General features: G+C 55.3%; 20 protein-coding genes and 4 pseudogenes. 8 read left to right on the forward strand and 16 right to left on the reverse strand.

Features of this window, described 5'->3' with window-relative positions; all coding sequences use genetic code 11:
* Positions 1–427 precede the first annotated feature (427 nt).
* The 4 genes from POI8812_RS16875 to POI8812_RS16895 all read left to right on the forward strand — a co-directional run bounded on the left by POI8812_RS16875 (position 428) and on the right by POI8812_RS16895 (position 7,042).
* Complete coding sequence (locus POI8812_RS16875) at positions 428–1,492, forward strand: IS110 family RNA-guided transposase (protein WP_108783806.1); 1,065 nt, start codon at positions 428–430, stop codon at positions 1,490–1,492.
* A 1,266-nt stretch (positions 1,493–2,758) separates the two neighbouring features.
* Positions 2,759–3,997: a beta-barrel domain-containing protein gene (locus POI8812_RS16885; protein ID WP_108783808.1), complete on the forward strand. Its 1,239-nt coding sequence runs from the start codon at positions 2,759–2,761 to the stop codon at positions 3,995–3,997.
* On the forward strand, positions 3,997–6,123 hold the full coding sequence (locus tag POI8812_RS16890) for a peptidase domain-containing ABC transporter (protein ID WP_108783809.1): 2,127 nt from the start codon (positions 3,997–3,999) through the stop codon (positions 6,121–6,123). The genes POI8812_RS16885 and POI8812_RS16890 overlap by 1 nt, the downstream gene beginning before the upstream one ends.
* 4 nt (positions 6,124–6,127) lie before the next feature.
* A complete protein-coding gene (locus tag POI8812_RS16895; protein WP_108783810.1) occupies positions 6,128–7,042 on the forward strand; it encodes a LysR family transcriptional regulator in 915 nt (304 codons plus the stop codon).
* On the opposite strand, the gene POI8812_RS17940 is transcribed toward POI8812_RS16895, so the two are convergent.
* Complete coding sequence (locus POI8812_RS17940) at positions 6,923–7,414, reverse strand: integrase core domain-containing protein (RefSeq protein WP_108783811.1); 492 nt, start codon at positions 7,412–7,414, stop codon at positions 6,923–6,925. The genes POI8812_RS16895 and POI8812_RS17940 overlap by 120 nt on opposite strands.
* Positions 7,386–8,628: pseudogene (locus POI8812_RS17850) on the reverse strand (IS3 family transposase). The gene POI8812_RS17940 and the pseudogene POI8812_RS17850 overlap by 29 nt, the downstream one beginning before the upstream one ends.
* Before the next feature lie 108 nt (positions 8,629–8,736).
* On the opposite strand from POI8812_RS17850, the gene POI8812_RS16915 reads away from it, so the two are divergent.
* Entirely contained in the window at positions 8,737–9,174 is a 438-nt protein-coding gene (locus tag POI8812_RS16915; RefSeq protein WP_370739591.1) for a transposase, read from the forward strand.
* Positions 9,171–9,992, forward strand: coding sequence for an IS3 family transposase (locus POI8812_RS16920; protein ID WP_108783814.1), 822 nt, complete (start codon positions 9,171–9,173; stop codon positions 9,990–9,992). Before POI8812_RS16915 ends, POI8812_RS16920 begins: the two co-directional genes overlap by 4 nt.
* Before the next feature lie 8 nt (positions 9,993–10,000).
* Here POI8812_RS16920 and POI8812_RS16925 read toward each other — a convergent pair.
* The 8 genes and pseudogenes from POI8812_RS16925 to POI8812_RS17745 all read right to left on the reverse strand — a co-directional run.
* A pseudogene (locus POI8812_RS16925) lies at positions 10,001–10,498 on the reverse strand (transposase); the annotation flags it as partial.
* 389 nt (positions 10,499–10,887) lie between these two features.
* Positions 10,888–11,088, reverse strand: coding sequence for a hypothetical protein (locus POI8812_RS17570; RefSeq protein WP_146186190.1), 201 nt, complete (start codon positions 11,086–11,088; stop codon positions 10,888–10,890).
* A gap of 296 nt (positions 11,089–11,384) precedes the next feature.
* A pseudogene (locus POI8812_RS16935) lies at positions 11,385–12,484 on the reverse strand (IS3 family transposase).
* Between the two features lie 63 nt (positions 12,485–12,547).
* Positions 12,548–13,291: a hypothetical protein gene (locus POI8812_RS16940; RefSeq protein ID WP_108783816.1), complete on the reverse strand. Its 744-nt coding sequence runs from the start codon at positions 13,289–13,291 to the stop codon at positions 12,548–12,550.
* 5 nt (positions 13,292–13,296) lie between these two features.
* On the reverse strand, positions 13,297–14,031 hold the full coding sequence (locus POI8812_RS16945) for a hypothetical protein (protein WP_108783817.1): 735 nt from the start codon (positions 14,029–14,031) through the stop codon (positions 13,297–13,299).
* Positions 14,032–14,504: 473 nt separating this feature from the next.
* The gene (locus tag POI8812_RS16950; protein ID WP_108783818.1) at positions 14,505–15,020 is read right to left on the reverse strand and encodes a hypothetical protein; all 516 of its coding nucleotides are present in this window, start codon (positions 15,018–15,020) and stop codon (positions 14,505–14,507) included.
* A gap of 184 nt (positions 15,021–15,204) precedes the next feature.
* Positions 15,205–15,477 carry a hypothetical protein gene (locus POI8812_RS16955; RefSeq protein WP_108783819.1) on the reverse strand — a complete coding sequence of 91 codons (273 nt, stop codon included), beginning with the start codon at positions 15,475–15,477 and terminating at the stop codon, positions 15,205–15,207.
* Positions 15,478–16,124: 647 nt separating this feature from the next.
* Positions 16,125–16,283: a hypothetical protein gene (locus tag POI8812_RS17745; protein WP_162845017.1), complete on the reverse strand. Its 159-nt coding sequence runs from the start codon at positions 16,281–16,283 to the stop codon at positions 16,125–16,127.
* Between the two features lie 435 nt (positions 16,284–16,718).
* On the opposite strand from POI8812_RS17745, the gene POI8812_RS16960 reads away from it, so the two are divergent.
* Positions 16,719–17,582, forward strand: coding sequence for a hypothetical protein (locus POI8812_RS16960; RefSeq protein ID WP_146186191.1), 864 nt, complete (start codon positions 16,719–16,721; stop codon positions 17,580–17,582).
* A gap of 104 nt (positions 17,583–17,686) precedes the next feature.
* Here the strand turns inward: POI8812_RS16960 and POI8812_RS17750 are convergent, their stop codons facing one another.
* Both POI8812_RS17750 and POI8812_RS16970 read right to left on the reverse strand, forming a co-directional pair.
* Positions 17,687–17,851, reverse strand: a complete 165-nt coding sequence (locus tag POI8812_RS17750) for a hypothetical protein (protein WP_162845016.1) — start codon at positions 17,849–17,851, stop codon at positions 17,687–17,689.
* Between the two features lie 511 nt (positions 17,852–18,362).
* Positions 18,363–19,412 (reverse strand): annotated as a pseudogene (locus POI8812_RS16970) (IS3 family transposase).
* On the opposite strand from POI8812_RS16970, the gene POI8812_RS16975 reads away from it, so the two are divergent.
* Positions 19,403–20,269 carry an AraC family transcriptional regulator gene (locus POI8812_RS16975; RefSeq protein ID WP_281258583.1) on the forward strand — a complete coding sequence of 289 codons (867 nt, stop codon included), beginning with the start codon at positions 19,403–19,405 and terminating at the stop codon, positions 20,267–20,269. The pseudogene POI8812_RS16970 and the gene POI8812_RS16975 sit on opposite strands and share 10 nt — an antisense overlap.
* Before the next feature lie 124 nt (positions 20,270–20,393).
* On the opposite strand, the gene POI8812_RS16980 is transcribed toward POI8812_RS16975, so the two are convergent.
* Genes POI8812_RS16980 through POI8812_RS16995 form a run of 4 tightly spaced genes read right to left on the reverse strand, consistent with a single transcriptional unit; the run spans position 20,394 to position 23,975 of the window.
* The gene (locus POI8812_RS16980) at positions 20,394–21,383 is read right to left on the reverse strand and encodes an alpha/beta fold hydrolase (protein WP_108783823.1); all 990 of its coding nucleotides are present in this window, start codon (positions 21,381–21,383) and stop codon (positions 20,394–20,396) included.
* Positions 21,380–22,420 (reverse strand): serine hydrolase domain-containing protein, encoded by a 1,041-nt coding sequence (locus tag POI8812_RS16985; RefSeq protein ID WP_108783824.1) that lies wholly within the window; start codon positions 22,418–22,420, stop codon positions 21,380–21,382. Before POI8812_RS16985 ends, POI8812_RS16980 begins: the two co-directional genes overlap by 4 nt.
* Positions 22,417–23,085, reverse strand: coding sequence for a hypothetical protein (locus POI8812_RS16990; protein ID WP_108783825.1), 669 nt, complete (start codon positions 23,083–23,085; stop codon positions 22,417–22,419). The genes POI8812_RS16985 and POI8812_RS16990 overlap by 4 nt, the downstream gene beginning before the upstream one ends.
* Entirely contained in the window at positions 23,082–23,975 is an 894-nt protein-coding gene (locus tag POI8812_RS16995) for an SDR family oxidoreductase (RefSeq protein WP_108783826.1), read from the reverse strand. The genes POI8812_RS16990 and POI8812_RS16995 overlap by 4 nt, the downstream gene beginning before the upstream one ends.
* Positions 23,976–24,077 lie beyond the last annotated feature (102 nt).

The following is a 24,077-nucleotide window of genomic DNA, read 5'->3' on the forward strand; positions in this document are numbered from 1 at the left end:
GCCCAAAGGGCTGGCGCCTCCCTCGCGCCCTGTTTCGAAGGCTGGTGCCAGAATTTGCTGAGCAACTGGCCTGGCACAACAGGGTGAATTTCGCATTCGGGAGTGAAGAGCTGCGAAAGATCAAACCAGACGCGCTCGGCTTAGCGGAGTTTCTACGAAAGCACCCAGTTGCATCAATGTAGGTGTCGCCAACTGGACAAGCGGTATCGCGAAGCGGACGTTCCACGGAAGAAATCAAACGGCAGCTCCGTCCCGCTTTGTGTAACTTCGATTGATCAAATGCGCGGCACCGCAGCGTATGGCGGGTACAGGGAACCGCGGCGCAACATGAAGCCCCCTCCCCCAATGTCCGCTAATGAGATGTGCCGGCTGCTTCCCCACCATGGGTTAGCCTCTGTAGGCGAAACCCAATTTAGGAGAAGCTACCATGCCCAAGAAACGACCCTCAGAGCTCACCGATCTGTCTGTGATCGGCGTCGATATCGGCAAAGACACGTTCCATTTGATCGGTTTCAATCCATCAGGTGAACGCGTTCTTCGCCTGAAGATTAAGCGGTTGGCTCTCCCTCAAGTCTTTGAGGACCTCCCTCGCTGCGTTGTCGGAATGGAAGCCTGCCTGAGCGCCCACTTTGTCAGTCGGACGCTGCGCCGGATGGGCTTCGAGCCACGGACAGTCCCGGCCATCTATGTGAAGCCGTTTAACAAAGGCCAGAAGAACGACTACAACGATGCGGAGGCGATCGCCGAGGCAGCGCTGCGCCCCGATCTAAAAACGGTCGCGGAGAAAAGCCAGGATCAGCTAGACCTGCAGGCACTTCACCGGGTGCGATCGCGGTTGGTCTCTTGGCGAACAGCCACGATCAACCAGATCCGTGCCTTCCTGATAGAGCAAGGCATAGCCGTCCGATCAGGCCTTCGGGCATTGAAGACCTCGTTCCTGACGATCCTGGATGAACGCGAGGGCGAAATCTCACCGAGGATGCAGACGATCCTGATGGGCCTCTACGAAGACTGGCTCTGGCTGGATGAGCGGATCGAAACGGTCTCAAAGAAGATCTCAGAGATCGCCGTGGGCGAACCGAACTGCAGGAACATTATGTCCATCCCCGGGATCGGCCCGATGATTTCGACGGCGATGGTCGCTGCAATTGGCATAGGGAACGGCTTCGATCGCGGGCGCGACTTTGCGGCGTGGGTCGGCCTCGTACCCCGACAATACAGCACTGGCGGCCGCACCGTTCTTGGACGGATCTCTAAACGTGGAAGTCGATATCTGCGCATGCTCTTCGTTCAGGCCGCGAAGGTGATCATGATGCGACCGCACCGATGGCCCGACTTCAGCTTCGGCCAATGGTTGGCGAATGCGGCAGAACGAATGCACAGAAACAAGCTCGGGGTGGCGCTGGCCAACAAGCTCGCGCGGATGCCCTGGAGCGTCCTGCGGCACGAGACGCGGTTCGATGAAAGAGGAGATGCGGCGATAGCGATCTGACCGTCGCGCCCAAAGGAGTTCGCTGAGACGATGACGTTTGGAACGGAGAGAAACGCCCCCAGAGTCTGACGGCCCTTTCGGCCAGAAAATGGCCTTTCCGGTAATGAGACCACGGAGCGAGCGTAACCCCAAAATGGCCACGGCCCGCGAGCCGATAGACAGGCCGGATACATATGCGCGACTTCCAAAATCCAGAAGACAACTGTCTTGCGAACAGCAGCCGGCACATACATAGGGCCGAAAGCGGACGGCCGTGATCTTGTGTTGATGCTCTGCCAACATTGGTGCTTATCACCGCTCGATGCATCCAATGTTAACTCTGTGCAGTCTTCCGTACATGTCGCGATCCGAAGAACGAGAATTTGGTGAACAGGCCCCTCGCTTGCAATAAAAATGCACTGCCGGGCGGTGGGTCGATCTCATTAATCACTCCAAGCGTGTCTGTGCCGATCCCGATCGGCGTGAGGTGGAGTCCGACCGCAAGAACTGCACCAGTTTGCGATGCAGCTTGATACTTAGTTCTAGGTCATCCTATTTTAACATGGCGGGTTTCTTTGTCGGGTTCATCGCTTCAACCTTCGCACAAAATAACATTTTCGGCAGCCAACCCACCGACCTTGGCATACAACTCTTTCACGTCGGCTTCGGTCGGGTCACTCTGTCTGCCACCGGAACACATATCGGTCATGTCTTCGATGGCTTGACGCTCAGAAGTGCTCCCCCAGTTCGCCGCTCGGTGTTTGAGTGCAAATATCTGTCGGTCATCGATGCAGCAGATGCTTCTCGGCGATTGCCTACACGGTCTTATCACCGCGTTGCGCTTCCAGCGTGGCCTCCGCCCTAAACTGGTTAGTGCAGTTCCGGCGCATCGCCATTCTCGAATTCATTCAAAGGTCTCGGATCTTCCAGAGACGACTGTCCAGTTTTTCATGACCACTTCACGGTACAGATCCTTCGCACCCCCTACCGCTTGATATTGCTGCAGAATGTCAAGGACCTGCCCCCAACCCCACCGGCGCATCTTCAACTGTCCTTCTCAAGCAGTTGAGCACCGCTATCCGCATGTCACGGACGTTGACAAAAAATATAAAATGAGACTATTATTCTCATAAATTGCATATAATTTGATGCTATGCAGCTACAGCAGAATCATGCCGCTCGGAAAAATTTTGGGAAATCAGTCTTTGCTCCATTCAGACATCAATCAAAGACTCCTGCACTTCTTAAGGTTGAGAGCCTTCGAAACTGCTAACAAGATTTCTTAACATGCTGTTTCGTAGACAAGTTGTAGAAGGTCAGCGTCAGAGGCTTCTAGGGCAGATACTCATCGCGACCCCGATCCGTTTTTGGATTGTAACTGGGTTTCTTGCCGCCTTCATCGCAGGCCTAATTTTCTTTATCGCGGTTGCCTCGTTTGCTCGAATCGAGACTGTACGCGGTGTGGTCGTTCCATCATCCGGCATAGTTCACGTTCGGGCTGCCGGAAGCGGCGTCGTGAGTGACTTTGCTGTAGAAGAAGGCGACTCTTTGCAACAAGGACAAGTTGTAGGTCGTGTAACAGCATCAAACACCTCAGACGCTGACGGCACTCGGACAAATGCGGAAATCCTCAGTATCGCCCGCAATATTGCTCAGCTGGATCTCCGCAGGGAGCAGCTTGCTACAATTGTTGAGTTAGACTTAACTGCTAAGGCACAAGAACGAAGAGATTTGGCTAGGCGAATTGACTTCGCTGAGCAAAGGCTGGACTTGCAAGTCGAGATGCTGCGTGTCCTCGAGCGGAATACCGCTCGGATCAGTGAACTCGCTGAACAGAACCTTATCAATGCTCAAAGCCAGTCTGCCCAGTTGGTTGAGCTGATACGTGCGCGCCAAGCAGAACAACAGCTAAGAACAGAGATCCTTGAACTCAACCTTCGTCAACGGGGGATCGCGCACCTAGAGCATCAGTTGATTGCACAGGCGCGTTTCGACGAATTAGAACTCGAAGCAGAGCGGGCTCGACTCGAAAACGAACTGAACATTATAAGCGGTGCAACGGCCTTCGATATCATCGCTCCTGCAGATGGCACGGTCACAGCCATTCTTGCCTCCGATGGTTTTACGTTAAGCGGCGGCACGCAAATTTTCTCTATATTGCCCAAAAACAGCACCCTTGAGGTCGAGCTTTATGTCCCTAGCCGTGCGATCGGCTTTATCGAAACCGGGCAAGATGTCCGACTATTGTTCGATGCCTTTCCTTTCCAACGCTACGGTGCGCAGCACGGGCGCATCTTGCAGGTGACGAGCACCGTCATCACACCAACTGACACTAATCTCCTTGTCGATATCAGTGAGCCAGTCTACCGCGTTACTGTAAGTCTGGCGTCGGATACTATCGCAGCGGAAGGAAGAAATCTTCCGGTCCAGCCTGGAATGCTACTAAATGCCAATATCGTTCTTGAAGAGCGTACTATTCTGGCGTGGTTACTGGAACCATTATTCTCCATCGCACGGAGGACATGATGACCAAAGCCTCACTGGAACAACTGTATTTTGTTGGTCGCCGAACCCTACCTCTGATTCGCCAAGCTGAAACTACAGAATGCGGCAATGCCTGCCTTGCGATGATCGCGAGCTTCCACGGCCATCGAACTGACATAGCAAGCCTTCGTCGCCGCTTTCCGACTAGCGCGCGCGGTGTCACATTGCGTCTCTTGGCAGAAAATGCGGGTCGGATTGGCTTCGCAAGCCGCGCCTTGAGGTTAGAGTTAAAGCAGCTCAACCGCGTGCAGTTGCCCGCCATCCTTCACTGGGACCTGAATCATTTTGTTGTCCTAAAGTCGATTGGGCGTGGCAAAGCCGTAATCCACGATCCGGCAAAAGGCGCATTGACGATGAGCCTGGAAGAGCTGTCAGAGCACTTCACAGGTATTGTTCTTGAACTGACGCCAACCTCACAATTTGAGCAACAAGACGAGCGTATTCGCCTCAAAATGTCGAGCCTCTGGTCGCGCCTTCGCGGTCTTGGCGGTGCAATTGCGCAAACGCTTCTATTGTCGGTCGTCATCCAAGTCTACGTGATTGGCGCCCCACAGTACCTGCAGATTGTCGTGGACACGGTTCTTCCGAGTTTCGATCTTAACCTTTTGCTAACGCTAGCAATTGGCTTCGCGCTTTTCCTTCTCGTCAACGTTGTGGCGGTTGTGATCCGTCATCTCGTTATTCTATTCGCTGGTAGTGCGATGTCTTATCAGATCTCAATCAATCTTTTCAGCCAACTAATTCGTCTTCCCTTACCTTTCTTTGAGCGAAGACAGGTCGGCGATCTAGTTTCACGCTTTGAGTCCATTGAGCCTATCAAGCAGTTTCTTACCGGCGGGCTTGTACTCGGAATCGTTGATGGTCTTATGGCCATTGTGACACTGGCATTGATGTTCGCCTACAGCCCAACGCTTGCTGTAATCTCTCTCTCGGCCCTTATATTATATTTGATCCTGCGTCTCATGATGTTCCGCAGTCTTCGGCGTGCTTCAGAAGAATTGATCATTACTGGTGCAATTGAAAACACCAACTTCATAGAGACTGTGCGCGGCATCTTGGCTATCAAATCCTTCTCACAGGAGGAAAGTCGCAAGCAGCGCTGGCAAAATTACTTAGCTGACTCTGTGAACCAATCCGTCCGTGTGAAGCGCTTAGACATAGTTTTTGATGCTGCGAGTCAGCTGATTAGCGGGATCGAGAATGTCATTGTCATCTATCTTGCGGCCATGATGGTCATGGATGCCGAGTTCACCATCGGAATGATCTTCGCGTTCATGGCTTATCGCGGACAATTCGTGAATAAAGCCGTAGGCCTAGTCGAATTGCTCATCCAGTTCAGAATGCTCGAACTTCATCTTGATCGTATTTCTGACATCGCCATGGCAACACCGGAACCAGCCGATGGCGAACTTCTAACAATCTATCAGGGCCGGATCGAAGTGCGCAACTTGCGTTTTGCTTATGAGCCAGAACTGCCCTCCGTTTTCAAAGATGCAAACTTTATAATTGAACCTGGTGAAAGCGTCGCACTCGTAGGCCCATCAGGGGGGGGCAAAACAACCCTACTCAAACTGATGATGGGGCTCATGCAACCAAACAAGGGTGAGATTTTGATCGATGGCGCCCCTCTTGCTCGGGCCAATCCTGCTTACTATCGCTCACAGATCGCATCTGTGATGCAGGACGACTTGCTCTTCGCTGGCAGTCTCACCGAGAATATAACGTTCTTTGATCTCGACCCTGATCTCGAATGGGCACGCCGCTGCGCAGAGATGGCGGACATCCATGAAGAAATTACTCAGATGGCTATGGGCTATGAAACGCCAGTTGGCGATATGGGCTCCACGCTATCCGGCGGGCAAGTGCAGCGGGTGCTGCTGGCCCGTGCGCTTTACCGCAGACCGCGAATACTTTTCGTTGATGAGGCGACTTCAAACCTCGATGTGAAAACAGAACGTAAAGTCAATGAAGCAATCAGTGCCTTAGGTATCACGCGAGTCATGTCAGCTCATAGGCCCGAGACCATCAGAAGTGCTGATCGCATAATCGTTGTGGCCAGCGGTTCTGTCACCGAAGCACCTTCCGACGACAATCTGACATCGGATTAACCCCATGCTGAATCTCAAATTCGAACAAGTACGCGCGTTCTTACATGTTGCGCGTGGCGATGGTAACCGGCGCGCAGCTAACGCACTGCATCTTACCCAACCTGCAATCACGGCACGCCTACGGAATCTCGAAGAGTTGCTCGGAACAAAACTCTTCGAACGTACAGAGAGTGGGCGAAAGCTCTCGGAGCAAGGCATAGTTCTGTTTCGATATGCTGAACAACTTGAACATATCGTCTTTCAGATTGAGAGGGATGTTGTAGGCCCTTTAGGTATCAATGGTATTGTGCGTCTAGGCGTAGCAGAAACCATTGCGCAAAGCTGGATGCCGAAGGTTCTGCGCGAGCTTCAAGCAGACTATCCTAACCTTCAGATTGAGATACAAGTCGATACGTCGGCTCGCCTGCTGAATATTCTAAACATGCGTGAGATTGATATGGCTTTTGCGAACGGCATTCCAGCTAATCAAAGATACAAGCGTTTCGAATTGCCGTCCATCAGACTCGATTGGTACACATCAGCTAGTGATCCGATCGATGACAACTTTGCCATGTCCCAACTATTTGGAAAACCAGTTATCACCTATCCGAAAGATACATTGCCCTATCGAAACATGCGGGACTCTGTCTGGCAGAGGATTGGCCACGATGTTCCGATCATCCCATCCTCTTCCCTAAGTTCGACCGTACGGTTGGTGATCGAGGGTGTCGGCGTAGCGGCTATTCCCCACTTTCTAGCAGAGAACCCGGTGCGGGAGGGACTTATTCGTCGCTTTTTCCCTGGGTGGCGTCCACCACCGCTAGATTTTGCAATTCATTGCCTCGGTGATCCACTTGATCCTATCTGCGAACGAATTGTCGTTAGTTCGCTCCGTATTGCACGTCATCAGCAAAACATGGGAATGAGAGGTGGCCAGTGACCTGTGACCTGACTTCCCTCCAGCCTTTGGGAGAATCCGTCGGTGGTTTGCGCTGCTCCCTAACTTTGGACCGCCGAAAGCTGGTGCTTCCCGGCTCTTTCCCGATGACGGTGTGTTGACGCCATCGGGATAATGCATGGCGATCGGGACATTACATCCGATCGCGCTGCGGGATCGGTCCTCGTTGTAGAGCTTACGCAAACCCTCCAGCTTTTCGCGGACATCCGCAAGGCTCATGAACAAGTGCGCGTTCAGACTTTCCACCCTGAGCTTGCTGTTGAACGCTTCGATGAACCCGTTGCCGGTGGGTTTCCCCAGCCGTGTGAATGACCTTCCCTCGTCACTAAGGCCGGTTTGATCTGGAATCTTCAGGTTGGGTTACAGTGTTGAGCGGCAGCGTGGAGACCGCAAGAGCCTCAAGCGCTGGCGCGGTGGTTTTCATCAGGAACTCCGTTGGGGACAGGTATACGAGCGCCGAATGAGGGCGCTCGGTGTTGTAGTGATTTCGCCATCGGCTGATCTCCTCGCGAGCGTGGCGAAGTGATCTGAACCAGTGGAGGTTGAGGCATTCGTCCCGGAACTTGCCGTTGAAACTCTCCACGAAGGCGTTCTGCACGGGCTTGCCCGGCTCGATGAACGACAGGCGCACACCGGTTCGCTCGGACCAATCGAATATGGCTTTGCCGGTGCCTTCGGGCCCGTTGTCGAGGATGATCTCCTCCGGGAGTCCCATGCGAAGGGCCAGATCATCCAGGAACCGCGCCACGCGAGCGCCCGAGATCGACACATCGACGATTTGGCCGGGACAGAACCGGCTTTGATCGTCCACGATGTTCAACACGCGGAACCTGCGACAATCAGCAAGTTGGTCGCTGACGAAGTCCAAAGACCATCTTTGCATTGGCCTTTCTGGCACCTGCGGTGCGACGCGATCCCGCCTGGGCAGCTTGCGGCGCTTCTTGGTCCGAACCTGCAGCCATGCTCGATGTAGAGCCGATATGTGCGCTTGTGGTTCACAACGAGACCTTCTCGACGCAGCATCGCGTGTAGGCGCACCCTCTCGGGCCATTGCTGCGCAATGCCCTGCCGGGCAGTGGATAGCCATAGCGTCGGTTCTCCGACGCCAGCTCCTTCATGCGTTTGATTGCGGCCGTCGCCTTTCGACAGCGGTCGGTATTGCTGGACCGACCGCGCCAGGCCAACGATCCGGCAGGCGCGGCGCTCGCTGAACCCACGTTCGGTCATCAGAAAGCCCACAGCTCGTCGCTCGCCATGGGCTTACCAATGTTTTTGCAACAGATCCTACATCGCAGACATATCCAGCATTTGGTCTGCAACGATCCGCTTCAGCTTGGCGTTCTCGGCTTCCAACGCCCTCAGACGGTTGGCATCGCCAGCCTCCACTCTCGGGACATCGCTGCGCGATACCGTGCCGTGCAATGCATACCGCCGTACTTCTTACGCCAGCTGTAAAACGTGGCTGAGCTGATGCCGTGACGCCGACAGATGTCGTCCGTCTTGGCGCCAGCCTCGCTCTCCTTCAGCACACCGATGATCTGCTCTTCTGTGAAAAGCTTCCGCTTCATGGGTCTTTCTCCTTCATCCATTCAAAGGGGGAAAATTCCAGTTCGCAATGGCCCGGGAATCGGGGGGAAAATTAAGAAATCTAGCATAACGTCGTTGGCATAAGCCCAGTGATCGAGTTCGCGAGAGACGAACTTGCTGCCGTTGACGACCCTGATCGTTCCCGGATAGCCCATCTGTGTATCGACCCAGTGAAATCCTGCTCATGCTACAAGGAGGAAAACGTAGCGATGAGTGGACCATTGGAAGACGGCATTAAACGATGGACAGCAAAGCGCAAATCGGCCCTCGTTATTGAGATCATTCAGGGCAGAACGACCGTGGCCGAGGCAAGCCGGTCGTATGATTTATCGCCATCTGAGATTGAGAACTGGGTGGATGATGCGCGCAAGGGCATGGAGAACGCGCTGAAGGCTAATCCGCTTGATGTGCGCCAGCAATATGAGAAGCAGCTCCGCGATCTGCAAGAAGCTTATCGCGAAGCGATGCTGGAGCTGCGCGCTAGAAAAAAGCTCCAGGCCTTGCTGGACGCGGAGGACGACAAATGATCCGCAGCGTTCAGCAAGGCCTTCTCGACGATGGGATTGTCGTGCCGGTGACGAAGCTCTGTGCCTGGTTCGATGTCCCGCGCCGCACGGTCTACTACAAGCCCACAAAAGCGGCGCCCAAACTGGATCACAAGTTCGTCGCGCCGATCAAAGCGCTGATCGAAGAAGAACCCTCCTTTGGCTATCGCACCGTCGCTTGGCTTTTAGGGTTCAACAAGAACACCGTGCAGCGCATCTTCCAAATCAAGGGATGGCAGGTCCGAAAGCGATCCATTGGTGCTCGGCCTCGCATTGAGGCTCTGCCATCCGTCGCCCAAAAGCCAAATGAGAGATGGTCAACTGACCTGTGCCGCATCTGGGCAGGAAAGGACGGCTGGGCCACGCTGGCGCTTGTCATGGATTGCCACACGCGAGAGCTCCTGGGTTGGCACCTATCGAGATCCAGCCAAGCAACAACGGCAGTGTCAGCGCTTGAACATGCCCTGATCGCCCGCTTCGGCACCCTGGGTAAAGTCGATGATCCATTCCTTCTCCGCAGTGATAACGGATTGGTCTTCACGTCTCGGGCTTACACCAAGCTTGTCCGTAGCTATGGCCTGAAGCAGGAGTTCATCACTCCCCATTGCCCGCAGCAGAACGGCATGATGGAACGCCTGATCCGTTCCGTGAAAGAGCAGTGCGTCCATCGTCATCGCTTCGAAAGCCTCGCGCACGCTAGCCGCACGATCGGCGATTGGATCCAGTTCTACAACAACAGGCGTCCGCATCAGCCGCTTGCCATGCGCACGCCAAACGAGACATTTAAATTAGCAGCTTAACGTGAGCAGATTCCGCTGGGTCGATACATCTGCCCGCAGACCCGTTCGAGCGTCTGCACGACATCTTCGCCCCGACAATGGAACCGAGGATCAGCTGTCGAATAAAGGCGGGAATGCGTGTCAACAATGGTCAGGATACGCAGCTTCTTGCCTAGGGCGAGCTGGTCGTGCACGACGTCCATTGCCCAGACATCGTTCGGTTCGACTGCTTCCTGGCGATCTTGCCGCAGCTTTGTCTTCACCCGTCGTTTCGGATGCTTGTTCCTCAGCTGCAGCCCCAACTCATTGTAAATCCTGCGGATCTTCTTCAACCGGGTGTTCTCATCCTCAAGCGCCCTCAGCCGACGCATCTCATCTGGCAACAAGCCGCCATACTTCTTCTTATAATTGAAGTAGGTGGCCTGACTGATCCATGCCTAGCGGCAGATCTCAGCGACAGGCGTGTCTTGCTCGGCCTGCTTCAAGATGAACGCATTCTGCGCTTTCGTGAACTTCGATGCCTTCATGCAATTCCGCTCCTTCCCCGGCGAGGAAAACTTAGCGGAACACTCCAGCTTCAAACGATGCAGCTTCCAGGGGGCAGAGCAAATGCACAGTTTGTTCGTGGCATGTTTCAAAGGCCATTCAATGGATGAGTGCCTAAAAATTAGCCTGTTCAACATACTGCGCAATGCTCGCCAATTGATTACGCCACGGTGCGATGACTACAATCGCCACCGCGCAAAACCGGACAACGACGAGCTCAGACCGATTGAATATCATAAATATTTAATAAATAAATAGACTGCAAAAACTCTTACTCTGCACTAAATAATATTGACATCAAAAATATAAATAACAAATAAATGAACCTCGGAATCTAATATATAAATTCCGAGATCCAAAATAGATAATATTAGAATGAAATATAGTTGCCTGTATTGCTTCTAGCCAGCCAAACTGCTATTTTAACGGGGGCAGGCAGAACAGGCTTCACTACATGATTGTAAAGATCCGCAGGGTCATCACTCGAACTTGCGTTTGGCACAACATAAGGCCAAATCCCCCCCGATACCATGTCCATTTCTTCGATGCTTAATTCGTTTATATTTTCCATAATATTCTCCATATACTAGCGCAGCGACGGTTCGCTACTGGTATTGAGAATAGGCGTCTCATTGGGGGTGTGTCCAGTCGGGCATTCGGAAAAAAGGTAGATTTTCGCTTGAAATGGCCACAAATGATTTGACTCCTTAAAGTCAAAAATTTTTATCCGAAATTGCTCTATGCTGAATCACGCGGTCGAAAATTTGCTACGATAACCGGAGCGACATGCAATTGCTTGGACACATCTTGACCTAAGACCCGACTTCCGTCCGGTTTTTGGGAGAATCCGTCGATTGTTTTCTGACCTCATGCGGCCTTGGTTTCCAGTCTCGATTTCATTGCAAATTCCTGCGGCGTGAGATTGCCCAGGGATGAGTGGGGTCTGTTGCGGTTGTTGTCGTCCTGCGATGCTGTGATCTTTTCGCGAGCCTCGCTCAGCGAAGAGAACAGGGTTTCGCTCAAAAGCTCGTACCGGAAGCTGCCGTTGAATGCCTCGACGAATGCGTTCTGCATCGGCCTGCCGGGCGCGATGTAATGCCAGTAGATCCGCGTCTCTTGGTACCATCTTAGCACCGCCATACTGGTCAGTTCCGTCCCGTTGTCGCTGACAATGGTTCTAGGCCGTCCACGCCTGGCCATAACCGCCGTCAGTTCCCGCGTGACGCGCAGCCCGGAAAGCGAGGTGTCCGCGACTAGTGCAAGACATTCCCGGCTGAAGTCATCGACGATGGCCAGAACACGGAACCTGCGCCCGTCCGTGAAGGCGTTTGAGACAAAATCCAGGCTCCAGCGTTCATTGGGGCGTTCCGGCATCAGCAGTGGGCTTCGCGTTCAGAGAGCACGCTTTCGACCACAACGCTTGCGGACTTGCAGCTTCTCTTCACGATATAGCCGCCTCAGCTTCTTTTGGTTCACCTGCCACCCTTGACGCTTGAGCATCACATGCACGCGGCGATATCCAAACCGACGACGCTCAGCCGCAGCAGCCTTCTTCCCCGTGCGCAGATCAGCGTCGCCTGGACGCACGCTGCGATACCGAACGCTCGACCGATCAACGCCAAGAACAGAACACGCCCGCCGCTGGCTCACCTCGTGCTCATTGCACAGATGCGCCACTGCTTGTCGCCTGGCCGCGGGCGTCACCACTTTCGCAAGGCGACATCCTTCAACATCGCATAGTCTAGCATCTGCTCAGCCAGCAGCTTCTTCAGATTCGCATTCTCGTCCTCTAGGGCCTTCAGCTTCCCGGCGTCCAACACTTCAAGCCCGCCGAACTTTGCCTTCCACTTGTAGAATGTCGCCGAGCTGATCCCATGTTCGCGGCACACATCCGCTGTCGCAACACCGCTCTCCTGCTGCTTCAAGATCGCTATGATCTGCTCTTCGCTGAACCGTGATCTCTTCATTCTGTTCGTCTCCTCCGTTGGGACGAACTCTACCTCAATTTGGAGGAGGAAACGGGTCTCAGGTCACGCCATTGCGAGTGGCCTCAGCCAGATATTTGTAATATTGGCGCGGTCTTCCGTAATCTTCGGACTTTTTGGATCAAGACCAACCTCAGCAAGCTTATCATATGCTTCGGCGAGCCATGCCTTTCGCCCAGGATCTCCCTCTGCGACATAGCGCTGATCAACTGGTTTATCCGCAAGCTGGGAGCGTACCGCATCGGCCTGATCCAGCATCGCCCGCGAAGGAGCTCGACTGGTGCTTGAAACGCCGTGATTGCTGAGGTGTGCGTCATATACCCTTTGGAATGTCTCTCTATCGGCCTCCATGCTGGGTGGGTTACCATCCAAAGCAGCATGTTTTGCGAACTCGAACAGATCAATCACGCGGGCCCGCTTTTTGACATCTGTTAGCTTTGTGCGACCAGTCTCTCCTGGCTTTGGGTCCCTTAGGATGTCCCTAGCATTTGATAGAATAAAATCCCCGTACCCTACGTGGCTTCCACCAATGTGACTTGCCTGACCTATGCCAAGCGCATTTAGGGTTTTAGCTGCATCGCCCAGTGACTGCAGCGCCGTCCAAAATTCGTTAGAGGACGGCAGCATAACTTTCATCATTAGAAGGTCACGATGCAGCGGATTTCTATCCGAGTCTCCAAACAAGAGGTCCAAATCATCAACTAGATTGTTGAATTCATCATTTCTCATCATGTGATGGAATTGGATTGTAAGTTTTGTATCCGGCTTGCTCGTATTTGTTTCGGTCATCGAAGTCAGCCCTCGCCCGCGTTGGGTTCATGCAACGGAGCTTCCTTCAGCCACTTCATCATCGGCACCCGCAGCCCCGCATCTAGGATCGCTCGGCGCAGGCGTTCTGAGATGAAATGAACGTCGTCAAGGCGCGTATCTAGCCAAATATCGGGACCAGAAAGTGAAACTTTCGAATTCAGACCAATAACAGTTTCTGGACTTCTTGATGGTACATACAGCGGTTGATAATCGAGCGACGGTGCATCGAGACCTTTCCCTACTCCGACAGAACACTCTTCGAGGATTGCGTCCTTCCGTTCCAGTACATGCAACAGCCCCCAACGTCCGGGCACAGGGTGCGACAGGTCTGGCTCCTTTAGACTGCCTGAAGGTCCAAGCTGTTTTCCGAGGCCTTCATACATCGGGAGCTCTAAGACCTGACTGTCACCAAGATCGAAATCCCTAAGCAGATCAATCATACTGCCTGACACCAAAATACCGGTCATCGACATAGGACCCAGGTCATCAAAATCTCGATCAGCCCGGGTTGAGGGGCGCGAGACGAATAAGCAATAGAGTCCGTGTTCCTTGGTAAACTTGATCTCGCGCTCGCGGAGCTCCTGGCTCAAAGTGCCTTGATTGTAGACCGGTTTGCCGCCGTAATCTGCCCCAGCAGAGATCGGCGCTTGACACTTTGCCTCGTTCCAGAACCCCTCGAACCACCACACACGATTTTCTGCTTGTTGTTCGCTGCTCATTGCAAACACCCCTGAGTACTTACTTGTGCTGATTGACAGGCATATGATGCGGCCATGCACCCTCCATTGCCTGCATTCATATTTGCGGAATTGTTGAAGATCAGTTCCGTGAGACCTGCCCGTATACCGACTACTTCGCGCATTTTACCCTTGCATCACACCTAACGATTGTCTGGGCCTCACCCGTTGGCAGAAAGGCCTATCGCCTTCTCTAAGAACATATCCGGATCAAACTGTGGCAAGCGATAGCAAAGATATGCTGAATCCTATGTATCAAATCGCACATTTTCGCAGTTACACACAAAAAGTTAACGGTTCGAATAGGACCCAATTGCGTCACGCTAAGCGGTAAAACTGGGATCCCTTCAGCGTCTCATTACAGCCATTGTGCTGCTCCGATATTCGGCTGGTCAGACTGACTGCATGAATTGATTGACCGCCCGCCCCATCCAGCAGCTCCGCAAAGATAGGCTTCACCTGGTGTCCTCCCCTGCCCCGATGTCCAGGACCAGCCGCTCGACGCCGTAGATCACGTCCAGCTCTGCCATGAGAGCTTCTGCGTTATCCCAGTGGGATGGATCCTCAGGCAGGTGCCAGACGGCCGCGACAGGATCATATAGCCATCCCGCCTGCTTGATGCGCTGACGGACCGCTCCGGGGGGCTTCAACTGGAACCGGACGCCATCCGGGGGTCTGTTGCTGCCTGCTTGCTGACGACGGACCTGCGCGCGCTTCTGGACGAGCATAGCGCGCCGGGTGCGCACTTCCATCTGCCGGGCAATCTTCTTCTCCAGAACAGGCCGGAGTTCAGCCTCAATCTCACCTGCCACCTTGTCCCGCATCGCGGCAATGGCGTGAGGTTGGCGAGCAATATCCTTGAGCATCGGAATATCTTCGGGCCGCGCCCAGAGGATGACGCGCTTGAGGCCCTGTTGCTTCTTTGCTTCAACAAATCGGCGGTGGTTTTCGGCTTGGTTTGGGGAGGTCATGGGCTCCTATCCGCAGCCAGGAATTGTCTCAATTTCTGGAAAGGCACGTTTACACACTTCTCTCACGAGTAGTGTTCTTGGACGCGCTGTCCCGCAATCGGAAAGCCATTCAAATTGGAGAGGTTTCCGATTGCAGTTTTGTCAGCGGCAACACAGGCTGGCGCCATAGTGCAACAGTGCCGGATCAATCATCGCCACCGGTCTGGGTCAGTTCGAACAAGCCTTGCTCCAGGAGCTCTCCAAGCCATTCGGGCAGTTCATCCGTCGATAAGGCCTGCTGGTGCGGGTGAATCCGGCTGAACAACTGATGTTCGATCACCACGAATGCGATCCGGCCATTCTGGCGCAAGTAAGTCGGACCTTGCCAGACCTGGTAGGCGAGAGCCGGCCAATCCACGCAGAGATCCTCGATCTCAAAGCGTCGCGCGCGGGTCGGTGGTACAGTTGGTCTTGTCATGGGATGTCCTTTCATCAGGCACGGCTCAGCAAACGCGGAGACGAGCTCCACGGGCGGCGGCACAATGAAAGAAGCGGTCAGATCATGGTTCTTAAGGTGGCACAGTCGAGTGTGAGATGCACCCCACTCTTCTGGAAGACACCAGTCCGTCGGGGGCGCATCACTGCCAAGAACAAAACATGCGAATGTTTTGTATAGTCGTGCCTTCCTGAAAATTGAGACAATTTGCAGCTGCGGATGGGATGCACATGAATGCGGAAGGTCCGCTATCTGCTCCCCCGCAAGGCCCTTTCTGAACCCGTGTGAGGTGCCATTCACGCGGTTCACAAGAACCGCGTATAAGCGTGCCTTTCCCGTTCTTGGCTTTGCAGCCCCAAACAGGACGGATGAAGCGCTCCGGTAAGGTGAGCCGAGACGTGCGAGAGAAGCCTTGAAGGCAACTGATCGCGGGTCAGGGGGTTAGTGGACCCTCCCGCCCCGCCCAAAGACGCTCACATCGCCTCACAGGCGCTCTGGAAGCCCAAGGCAGGTCAAGCCCCCTCCCCGCCGCCTGCCTCAAACAACGTGAAGGCGCTCTACGGCCAAAAAACGGGACCCCCTGCTGCGCGCGTCTCACAACAAACCGCTTCGTGCCTGCGTCAGCCGGATCAGATCAGTAGCAGCGCGCTTATCGCTCCGCCCAGGATCATTCCGAAAAGCGCCATGACCCCGCCGATCGGCCAGACTGGTCGTGCGGCCTGATCCAGTGCACGTGCCGTCTCCCGTTGCAGATCGGCAAGTGTATCCTGTGCTGAAGGTTTCGACATGATCGTACTCCTCGCAAATATCTTTGATCTAACCCGGCAACCGGCAATCACCTAGGCGATTGGTCAATCAGCACCCTGTAAGTTCAATTGCCTGTATTAGGCAAAAGGCTGACAGCACACAAAGACGCGGCTACCGTGCCACTCATGGTCAACGCATCTCTTCGCATTCGGAAGATCTCCAACCGTGCCGAACTCCGGCAGGCGTCCTGGCACTCACCCCTGCAGAATGAGAGAACCACCCGGAAAAGCACTGCCTCCATCGAAGATCCCGCATGGTCCAAGGGCGGAAGCGCCGGCGATTTGCAGGCCGCCCTGGACGCTCATAAAGCGGAGTTCGGAGCATATGAACGCCGCAACGCGCCGCTGGCCCTTCGGATCTTCTGCAGGGTTTCCCCCGAATGGGTGGAAGACGCTACCACTCCACAAGACACCGCCTTGCCACGCGCACTCATCGAGCGCGCAACCGCCTGGGCCGAAAGCTGGGGCGGTACAAGCTCGGTGATCGCTGCACGGCTACACCCCGGCAAAGCGTCCATGGTCGAGCTCGTCGTTTCTCCGGTTCGGGAAAGCCGCGGCAAGCCCGTCATCTCCACCCATAAGGCTCTGCGCGATCTGAAGGAAAGAATGGGCAACCGGAACGAATACGCGGCTCTGCAGGCCTCCTGGGCGGACTGGTGCGCCGCGCACCTCGCTCCCGCCCTCACACGGGGTATCCGCAGCAGCCCAGCACCGGCGAGCGACAGGTTATCGGGGCAGACCGCCCCAGCTGCCCTTGGTCAACCTGTGGAAGCGTTATGGACCGCCTTAACCACATCATACCTGTCCCCGGAGAGCGTCGAAACCCTCAACGGCTTTCTCATGCTCAAAGCTGAAATCCTCCGGCACAAGGCCGAGGGCGCAGACTACATACCGCCGAAAGGCGTGCTGTCGCTTGAAAACCTCGCTGCATTTGGTCGCGCAACAGGCCCCGATCCCTGGCCCTATATCGAAGCTATCCGATCAGCTGCCTATCAAGTGACTGAAGTCGCCTGTGGGTTCGGGATGGGCCTCGATGACAGCGCCAACGACCGCTACGAGGCCGGCCACGCATGGTTCCCTGATCGCGCAGATCGGATACACCTCGCAGCCGTTGTCGCGAAGTGCGGTGCATACTGCGCGCAGGTCGAAGCGGAGGTGAAGAACGTCGTCTTCGCCAGTGATCGAAAAATCGACCCATGCACTCGCTGGCCACAGGGAGCCACGCAGGAGATCCTCCGCCACGAGACAAATCTTGGGCTACTTGCTCAGGAAGCGGGTTAGGCTTGTGATCTGGGAGCAACCCCAAGGATCGGTTGTGCCTGAAAGGCATCCTACACATGGGCTGAAACAGCACTCGCAAACGGCTGCGCGTTTCCATTCAGAGCTTAGGAATAATAGAGCACCAGCGTGGCAAGCGCAGCGGTGTACGTGATCCCACAGACCAACTCGGGCATGTTGCTTCGTTCAGATATCCGCACAGTCTCATCTCTCAGGCGCGCGATCTCGTCCCGCATCTTTTGGTCTGCTGCCGTTTGTTCCTCAGGGGTCATGCGCATCCTCCTGAGGCAATGGTAGCGCACCCCACCATTGAGAGCGAATTGATACGCAGTTGGCGTCAACCAGATCTCACCAGACTTGAGCAAACGCATAGACCTCTATGGCGCTGACATCTTCATTGAAAATGCCGGGTGCAACATGTCTTCAGAATAAATGATTTTGAGCGATAAGAACCCGCTCAGCTGCTTTCGTCGCTCAAAAGCAGACGGATCCGGAACACTCCGGTGAGATTGTCGGCGCGATCATCGATGGCAAGATAGCGATAGCTTCGACCACGTCGGTGAAACGGCTGGTTATTTGCTCTGAGCGTGCAGCTAGACTCAGCAAAGCGTAAGATGCCAAGGCAGAAATCATGCGCCAGCTTTGGGAACCAAAACTGAAGCTGGATTGCTTCCAAGGGGATTGTTGCATCTACCAAGGATGTCAGTGAGATCTTTTCTTAAGGTGCGTCATGCCACGAAATTCCCCGTTCAAACATCATCACTTTGAGGTGCCCCTGGTTTCCTAGACACCTGCCTGGTTCAGTTTCTGCTGTCTGCTCTCGAAGTAGCCGAGCGACAGCATGCCGTTGTTCGTGTGCTTGCGTTTCGAGTTGTAGAACAACTCGATGTGTTCGAACACGTCTCGCCGCGCGTCTTCGCGGGACGGATATGTCCGCCGTCTGATCCGCTCCCGCTTCAGAAGCTGGAAGTAGCTCTCCGCGACAGGATTGTCACGGCAGTTGCCGCGGCGGCTAATGCTGGATTGAAGGTTGTGCTGAGGTAGAAACGTCTGCCACTCCCGGCTGGTGAATTGCGAGCCCTAGCCCGAATGCACCGTGACTTTGCCGTTTGGCTTTCGTGGCCAGACGGTCATTAGAAGAGCCTGGCGCGCCAATTCCGTGGTCATGCCGGACTGGGCGGACCAGCCGACCACGCGACGGGAGAACAGGTCGATTATGACGCAGAGGTACAGCCAGCCTTCGTGGGTCTTGATGTAGGTGATGTCGGTCAGGACGGCGCCTGTAGCCGATCTGCGCAGCGATCCCAGCCGCGCAACCCGGTTCTCTGAGATGCGCTCGCCCTGATCGCGCAAATCTTCCGTCATCTTGCGATACCCATAGACCTTGCCGCTGTCGGCCCAAGCCGGCCGGATTAGCTCGGTCTAGCGCGCAGCCTCCTGCGAACGGTGGCTTAACGGTTCCTTAAACCATACATAGAACCCGGAGAAATGGACCCGCAGCACCCAGCACATCGCCCGGACGCCGAACTCTTCGCGATGCGCCCGGATGAAGGCGTACTTCATCGGGACCCGCGCGCGAAATACACCGTTGCCTCTTTTTTTAAATGTCGCGCTCCTCTGTCACCCCGGCCAGCTCACGCTTCAACCGCCGGTTCTCGGCTTCATGGTCAACGCCCGGCTTAGGAACCGGCTCCCCGAACAGCTTCAACCATTTGTAGAGAGGATACTTGCTGGCCCCCAGCGCCGCGACACCTCCCGAACCGGGTACCCGCGTACCATGATCTGATGCACCGCGTCCCGCTTGCACTCGTCGATGTAGTTGCTTGTCCCCATGTCGGCCTACTCGCCTCACATTTAGGCGGCGAAGCGTCTATAAATCTAGGGGCACCTCACCCGTCATTTGTCTGATGCTACAGGGACGGAAAGAAATGCGCGTTGGACAGCAGTTCGTTGAGTTGCACGAGGGCGACATGCTGCTGGTTAGTCATGATTTGCCAGTTGCCTCAAAGATCACACAAGCCAGCTCGGAGCGCCCCTATCAGGCGCTCATCTTCTCACTGGATTTAAGCATCCTACGCCGGTTGTACGAACAGGTGGGTGAGGCCGCGACAAACAGAGATCGCGCGACATCCGTGTCTTCCAGAAAGGCCGATCCAGCGTGGACTGCGCCCATGGTACGCTATCTCGAGCTGATGAAAGCGCCCATGGACGCGGAAGTCCTCGGTCCGATGATCCTGAAGGAAATCCATTATCGCCTTCTGTTGTCACCTATCGGTGGCATGCTGCGGAACCTGTTGTCCGTGGACAGCCATGCCAGCCGCGTCGCCAAGTCGATCCAATGGATCAGATCGAAGTTTCGGGAACCGCTCGTCGTTGACGAATTGGCGCAAATTGCCGGAATGAGCCAGTCATCATTTCACGAGCACTTCAAATCGGTGACGGGCACGACACCACTTCAGTACCAAAAGGATCTGCGGATGATTGAAGCGCGCACTTTGTTGGAGCGCGGCGTTCCTTCCGTATCCTTCGCAGGGTTCGAAGTAGGCTACGAAAGCCCGACCCAGTTTAGCCGGGACTACTCCCGTAAATTCGGATGTTCTCCTAAGCATCATTTGGCGCGGGCATCTTGGGCGAAGAATCCAACCGGACTATTGCTACCGTGCTGTCAGAGGCTCAGCCGAGCCAAATGAAGTCATTGCGGTGCAATCTCTTATTGACAGTAGATGGCCCAAAACTGCAGTGGGATCTTACAGACCCTGTGCGCGCTGCTGGTCAATTGCCTTACACAGACATTGCCTGAATGCCGTGCCGGGTTTACCGGGCTGCGAGGAATTGCCGAATGGCTTCAAGCGTCGCATCGGCATTATCCCAGATGACATCGTGTCCGGCATTCGGGATGATCACCAACTGGGCATCGGAGAAGCGCGCTGCGTGTTCGGCCTGCAGCTCTGGCCCGATCCAAGTGTTACAGGCGCCGGCCAGGAACAGAACCGGGCCCTGAAAGCTTGTAATGCGCGCGATCTGATTCACTTCCGAAGCGGGTGCGTTCGCCCAGCGATTGCTGGCTGCGGCCCCGAAACGCCACGATGGCGCAGTGTAACCCTCGCCACAATGGTAAGGGTTTTCTGGGTGATTGACGAATTGACCGACCATGTGTCCGATCAGGAAATCGTCGGCAGCATCGTCATCAGTAGCAATCACGTGCTGCGCACGAAAGCCGATGAGCAATGCTTCGCGCCAATAGTTAAAGCCCGACATGTAGTTCTCGGACACCGCAGCCCACGCATCCTTTCCCGCTAAATCAAGATAACCCGGTTCAATGAGGACAACGCGCTCCACACGCCTCGGGTGAACGTCCAGATAGGCGGCCGCGAGCATCGCGCCCCAGGAATGACCGATCAGGATTATCGGGCGGTCGGACGAAAAGTGATCAGCAATGGCACTGAGTTCTGTTAGGTGGTGATCGAGCGTCAGTTGGCTAACCGGCACTCGTTCCGACAGTCCTGCGCCACGTTGATCGTAGAAGATGATGGTGTGGCTGGCGGAGAGCGGTTCCAATCCAAGCAGCGATCGAAAATCGGCGCCCGGTCCGCCATGAAGCACGACGATTGTTGGCGCATCTGTCGGGCCTTCGACCACCTTCAAGTGCAGGCTCACGTCATTGATCTCAACGGATGGCAGTGCGGCATTCTCCGTCACCAGTGAATGTACGGTATAGTCGCCGCGCGTCCCCGCAAAGAGTACCACGACGAGAACAAGAAGGCCGAGGAATGAGATACCCAGCCATTTAAGCAGGGTTCTCATGCTCGACGCTCCAACATCTTGAGCACTTGCATCATAAAGCCGAACGGGCGTTTGGGCAGATCGGTCTGGTTGTAGGTGCCCACGAGAAAGATGTCCCGTTGCGGTGCGTGATAGGCAAAGGACGCACTCGCACCCGAGTGGCCGATCAGTTCCGGTGAGCCTTGCCACAGTGTCATCCAGCTCGGCAATTGGAAGCGCATCAACCCACCGCCATACTGCAACGGGAAAGTCATCTTGCGCCAGTCATGCAAGTGTTTGGTTCGATCCGGCGAGAAGAGTCGACCTTCAAGATGCGCACGCAGGAATACCATCAAGTCGTTGAGATTGGACACGATCCCGCCATCGGGTCCCATGCTTGCGAGGGTTTGCGGAACGTCCAGCCGCTGCGCCTTATGGTAGAGGGGAAGGATCGCGTCACCCGCATCGCGCTTCGGTTCGAATGCGAACGTGTTTGCGAGGCCCAGAGGCGTGCAGATACGGTCCCGAACGGCATTGGCAAATGTGTCCCCCGTGACCTCCTCAATTATCCCTCCGAGCAATTGGAAGTTGGTGTCCGAGTAATGGGCGCGTCCGTTGTCGGGCGCAGCCATCGGGCGTCGGGCCCTGGCCCAGTGCAACACAGCTGCAAGGTCATAAGCCTGATCGCGGTTCGCTTTGATATCGTCCGCAACGCCACCTTCGTAGTAGTCGGCGAGGCCCGACGTCTGGAACAAAAGGTGCCGGATTGTCAGCTTCGGCCCATATGCCAAGCCTTTGACAAAATGGAGGTCCGACAAATCGACGTCCGTCAGAACGCCTTGCGCTGTCTGGTCGAGCGTGATCCTGCCCTCATCGGCCAACTGAAGAATCAGCGCACCCGTGAACATTTTCGAGATGCTGGCGATGGGGAACCGGAGTTCAGGGGTGGAAACACCTGCGCCGCCCCTGAAATCTACGCCTCCGTCGCCGGATTGAACACACAGCAGCAGAGCCTGCCCGCCGCTCTTTGCCTGCTCCGTTTCAACGAGGCTTTGAAGGGCGTCATTTAGTGCAGTCATGGCTTCACCTCATCCTGGTTGCGCAGCAGCACCCAACCGATCGCGAAGAACCACCCGATCGCGCCCAGCCCGAATACGGCGCCCGCAACGTCGCCGAGTGCCGGGATCAGGGTCAGCAGTCCCGACACCCCGGTCACCACGCCGAGCCCGACCGCAATACGTCCAAGGTTGCGGCCCAGAAAACCCGCCACACTCACGAAGCCAATCCATGCGGCCCCAGCAATCTCATTGCCGCCGCCCAGACCAAGTTCGACGGCGTGCAGAACCTGCCAGAGCGCCACCGCCTGATCGAAATCGTTCGCAGCAAGGTGTAAAGCGCGCTCCACCGCGACATTGGCGATCATGCCGGCCGCGAGCACAAGCGTGACCCAAACTGTACCGAGGACGAGCGACACCTTCACAAGATCCGGTGTCTTCGACCGCAATTGTGCCTGCAGCGCTGTGACCAGAACGGCCAGCGCCAGCGCGTTTACTATGTATATCGTCGTGTTGAATGCGATGAGCGTGCTCGTATCCGACTGAACAAACCGCACCACTTCAACCGCGTCTATCGCATTCGTGCCGAATCCCATTGGTGCAAGGATCGTTACCAAAACGAAGAAGCCGTAGATGTAGGTCGCAGCGCAGATCAAGGCCGCGACACCGCCAAAGCGTTGCATTGTCATGGCGTCACTTGCTCCGCGGCGCTGTCACCGCCAGCTAGTCGATTTGGCTTGCGCACGACCTCTTTCAGATGGTCGGCAAGACGATGCTTTCCTTTCGGTAGGCCGACCATATCCATGCCAAACGCAGTCAGGAAAAACTGCGCCGGTCCGGCGACTGCTTGAGGAACGAGGTACGGCAGAACGCGAAGTACCAACCGGCGTAATACATCCGGCAGGTGGATGATCTTTTCCTGCCTGCCGAGCACCTCGAAGCACAGCGCCGCCAGGTCGCTCTGGGTGAGGGTGTCAGGCCCACCTACGTCGAGCCAAAGGTCGCCGCGCAAAACCGCGTCGTGGATTGCAGCAGCAAGGTCCGCCCCGTGGATCGGATTGATCAGTTGTTGTCCGTCGCCAAAGAGCCAGATGCGCCCTCTGCGCGCCATCGCGAGAAAGTCCGCGACGTCTGAGAAATACCCAGAGGGCGCGATGATCGTGTGGTGGATACCGGCCGCCTGCAAGTCTGCAACAAACGCCTGTTTGGCGTCGATGAGGGGCACGCCGGTCATCTTGTCGGCGTTGAGGACATGCACATAGGCGAAATGTTGAACGCCTGCACGCAGCGCCTCATTGAGCAGATTCTTGTTTGCCTGATAATCGACATCCCAATAACTCAGGCCATCGGCCTGTCGCGTAATGCCGAGCGCTGATACAACCAAGTCGATGTCATCCAGCACACCTGTAAGCGTTTCAGGTTGGGTTGCTTCCGCAACCACCGATATGTCCACTGCGAGTGATTGACCCGCGCTGGCACGGCGCACCAAGGCCGTCACATGCCAACCTTGGCGCTGATATTCGGCGCACAGATGACGACCTAGGTAGCCGGTTGCTCCGGCAATGAATACGCGTTTCATGAGCGGCTTTCCTTTCGTGAAAGCGAAGGAGGGCGCCCTTCGCACACTGCGAGTGCACGGAGGCCTCAATTCAAGTGAATTCTCGAAGTCGATGGTTCGGCG

This window comes from Pontivivens insulae, from assembly GCF_900302495.1.
GTDB classification, from domain to species: domain Bacteria; phylum Pseudomonadota; class Alphaproteobacteria; order Rhodobacterales; family Rhodobacteraceae; genus Pontivivens; species Pontivivens insulae.

Bases quoted from the DNA above. Each gene is read 5' to 3' on its own strand.
- POI8812_RS17745 (WP_162845017.1), bottom strand. From the start codon at position 16,283: ATGTCGAAACCTTCAGCACAGGATACACTTGCCGATCTGCAACGGGAG.
- POI8812_RS16875 (WP_108783806.1), top strand. From the start codon at position 428: ATGCCCAAGAAACGACCCTCAGAGCTCACCGATCTGTCTGTGATCGGC.
- POI8812_RS17570 (WP_146186190.1), bottom strand. From the start codon at position 11,088: ATGGAAAATATAAACGAATTAAGCATCGAAGAAATGGACATGGTATCG.
- POI8812_RS16945 (WP_108783817.1), bottom strand. From the start codon at position 14,031: ATGAGCAGCGAACAACAAGCAGAAAATCGTGTGTGGTGGTTCGAGGGG.
- POI8812_RS17750 (WP_162845016.1), bottom strand. From the start codon at position 17,851: ATGACCCCTGAGGAACAAACGGCAGCAGACCAAAAGATGCGGGACGAG.
- POI8812_RS16990 (WP_108783825.1), bottom strand. From the start codon at position 23,085: ATGACAATGCAACGCTTTGGCGGTGTCGCGGCCTTGATCTGCGCTGCG.
- POI8812_RS16995 (WP_108783826.1), bottom strand. From the start codon at position 23,975: ATGAAACGCGTATTCATTGCCGGAGCAACCGGCTACCTAGGTCGTCAT.
- POI8812_RS16940 (WP_108783816.1), bottom strand. From the start codon at position 13,291: ATGACCGAAACAAATACGAGCAAGCCGGATACAAAACTTACAATCCAA.
- POI8812_RS16980 (WP_108783823.1), bottom strand. From the start codon at position 21,383: ATGAGAACCCTGCTTAAATGGCTGGGTATCTCATTCCTCGGCCTTCTT.
- POI8812_RS16890 (WP_108783809.1), top strand. From the start codon at position 3,997: ATGACCAAAGCCTCACTGGAACAACTGTATTTTGTTGGTCGCCGAACC.
- POI8812_RS16920 (WP_108783814.1), top strand. From the start codon at position 9,171: ATGATCCGCAGCGTTCAGCAAGGCCTTCTCGACGATGGGATTGTCGTG.
- POI8812_RS16895 (WP_108783810.1), top strand. From the start codon at position 6,128: ATGCTGAATCTCAAATTCGAACAAGTACGCGCGTTCTTACATGTTGCG.
- POI8812_RS16950 (WP_108783818.1), bottom strand. From the start codon at position 15,020: ATGACCTCCCCAAACCAAGCCGAAAACCACCGCCGATTTGTTGAAGCA.
- POI8812_RS16885 (WP_108783808.1), top strand. From the start codon at position 2,759: ATGCTGTTTCGTAGACAAGTTGTAGAAGGTCAGCGTCAGAGGCTTCTA.
- POI8812_RS16955 (WP_108783819.1), bottom strand. From the start codon at position 15,477: ATGACAAGACCAACTGTACCACCGACCCGCGCGCGACGCTTTGAGATC.
- POI8812_RS16985 (WP_108783824.1), bottom strand. From the start codon at position 22,420: ATGACTGCACTAAATGACGCCCTTCAAAGCCTCGTTGAAACGGAGCAG.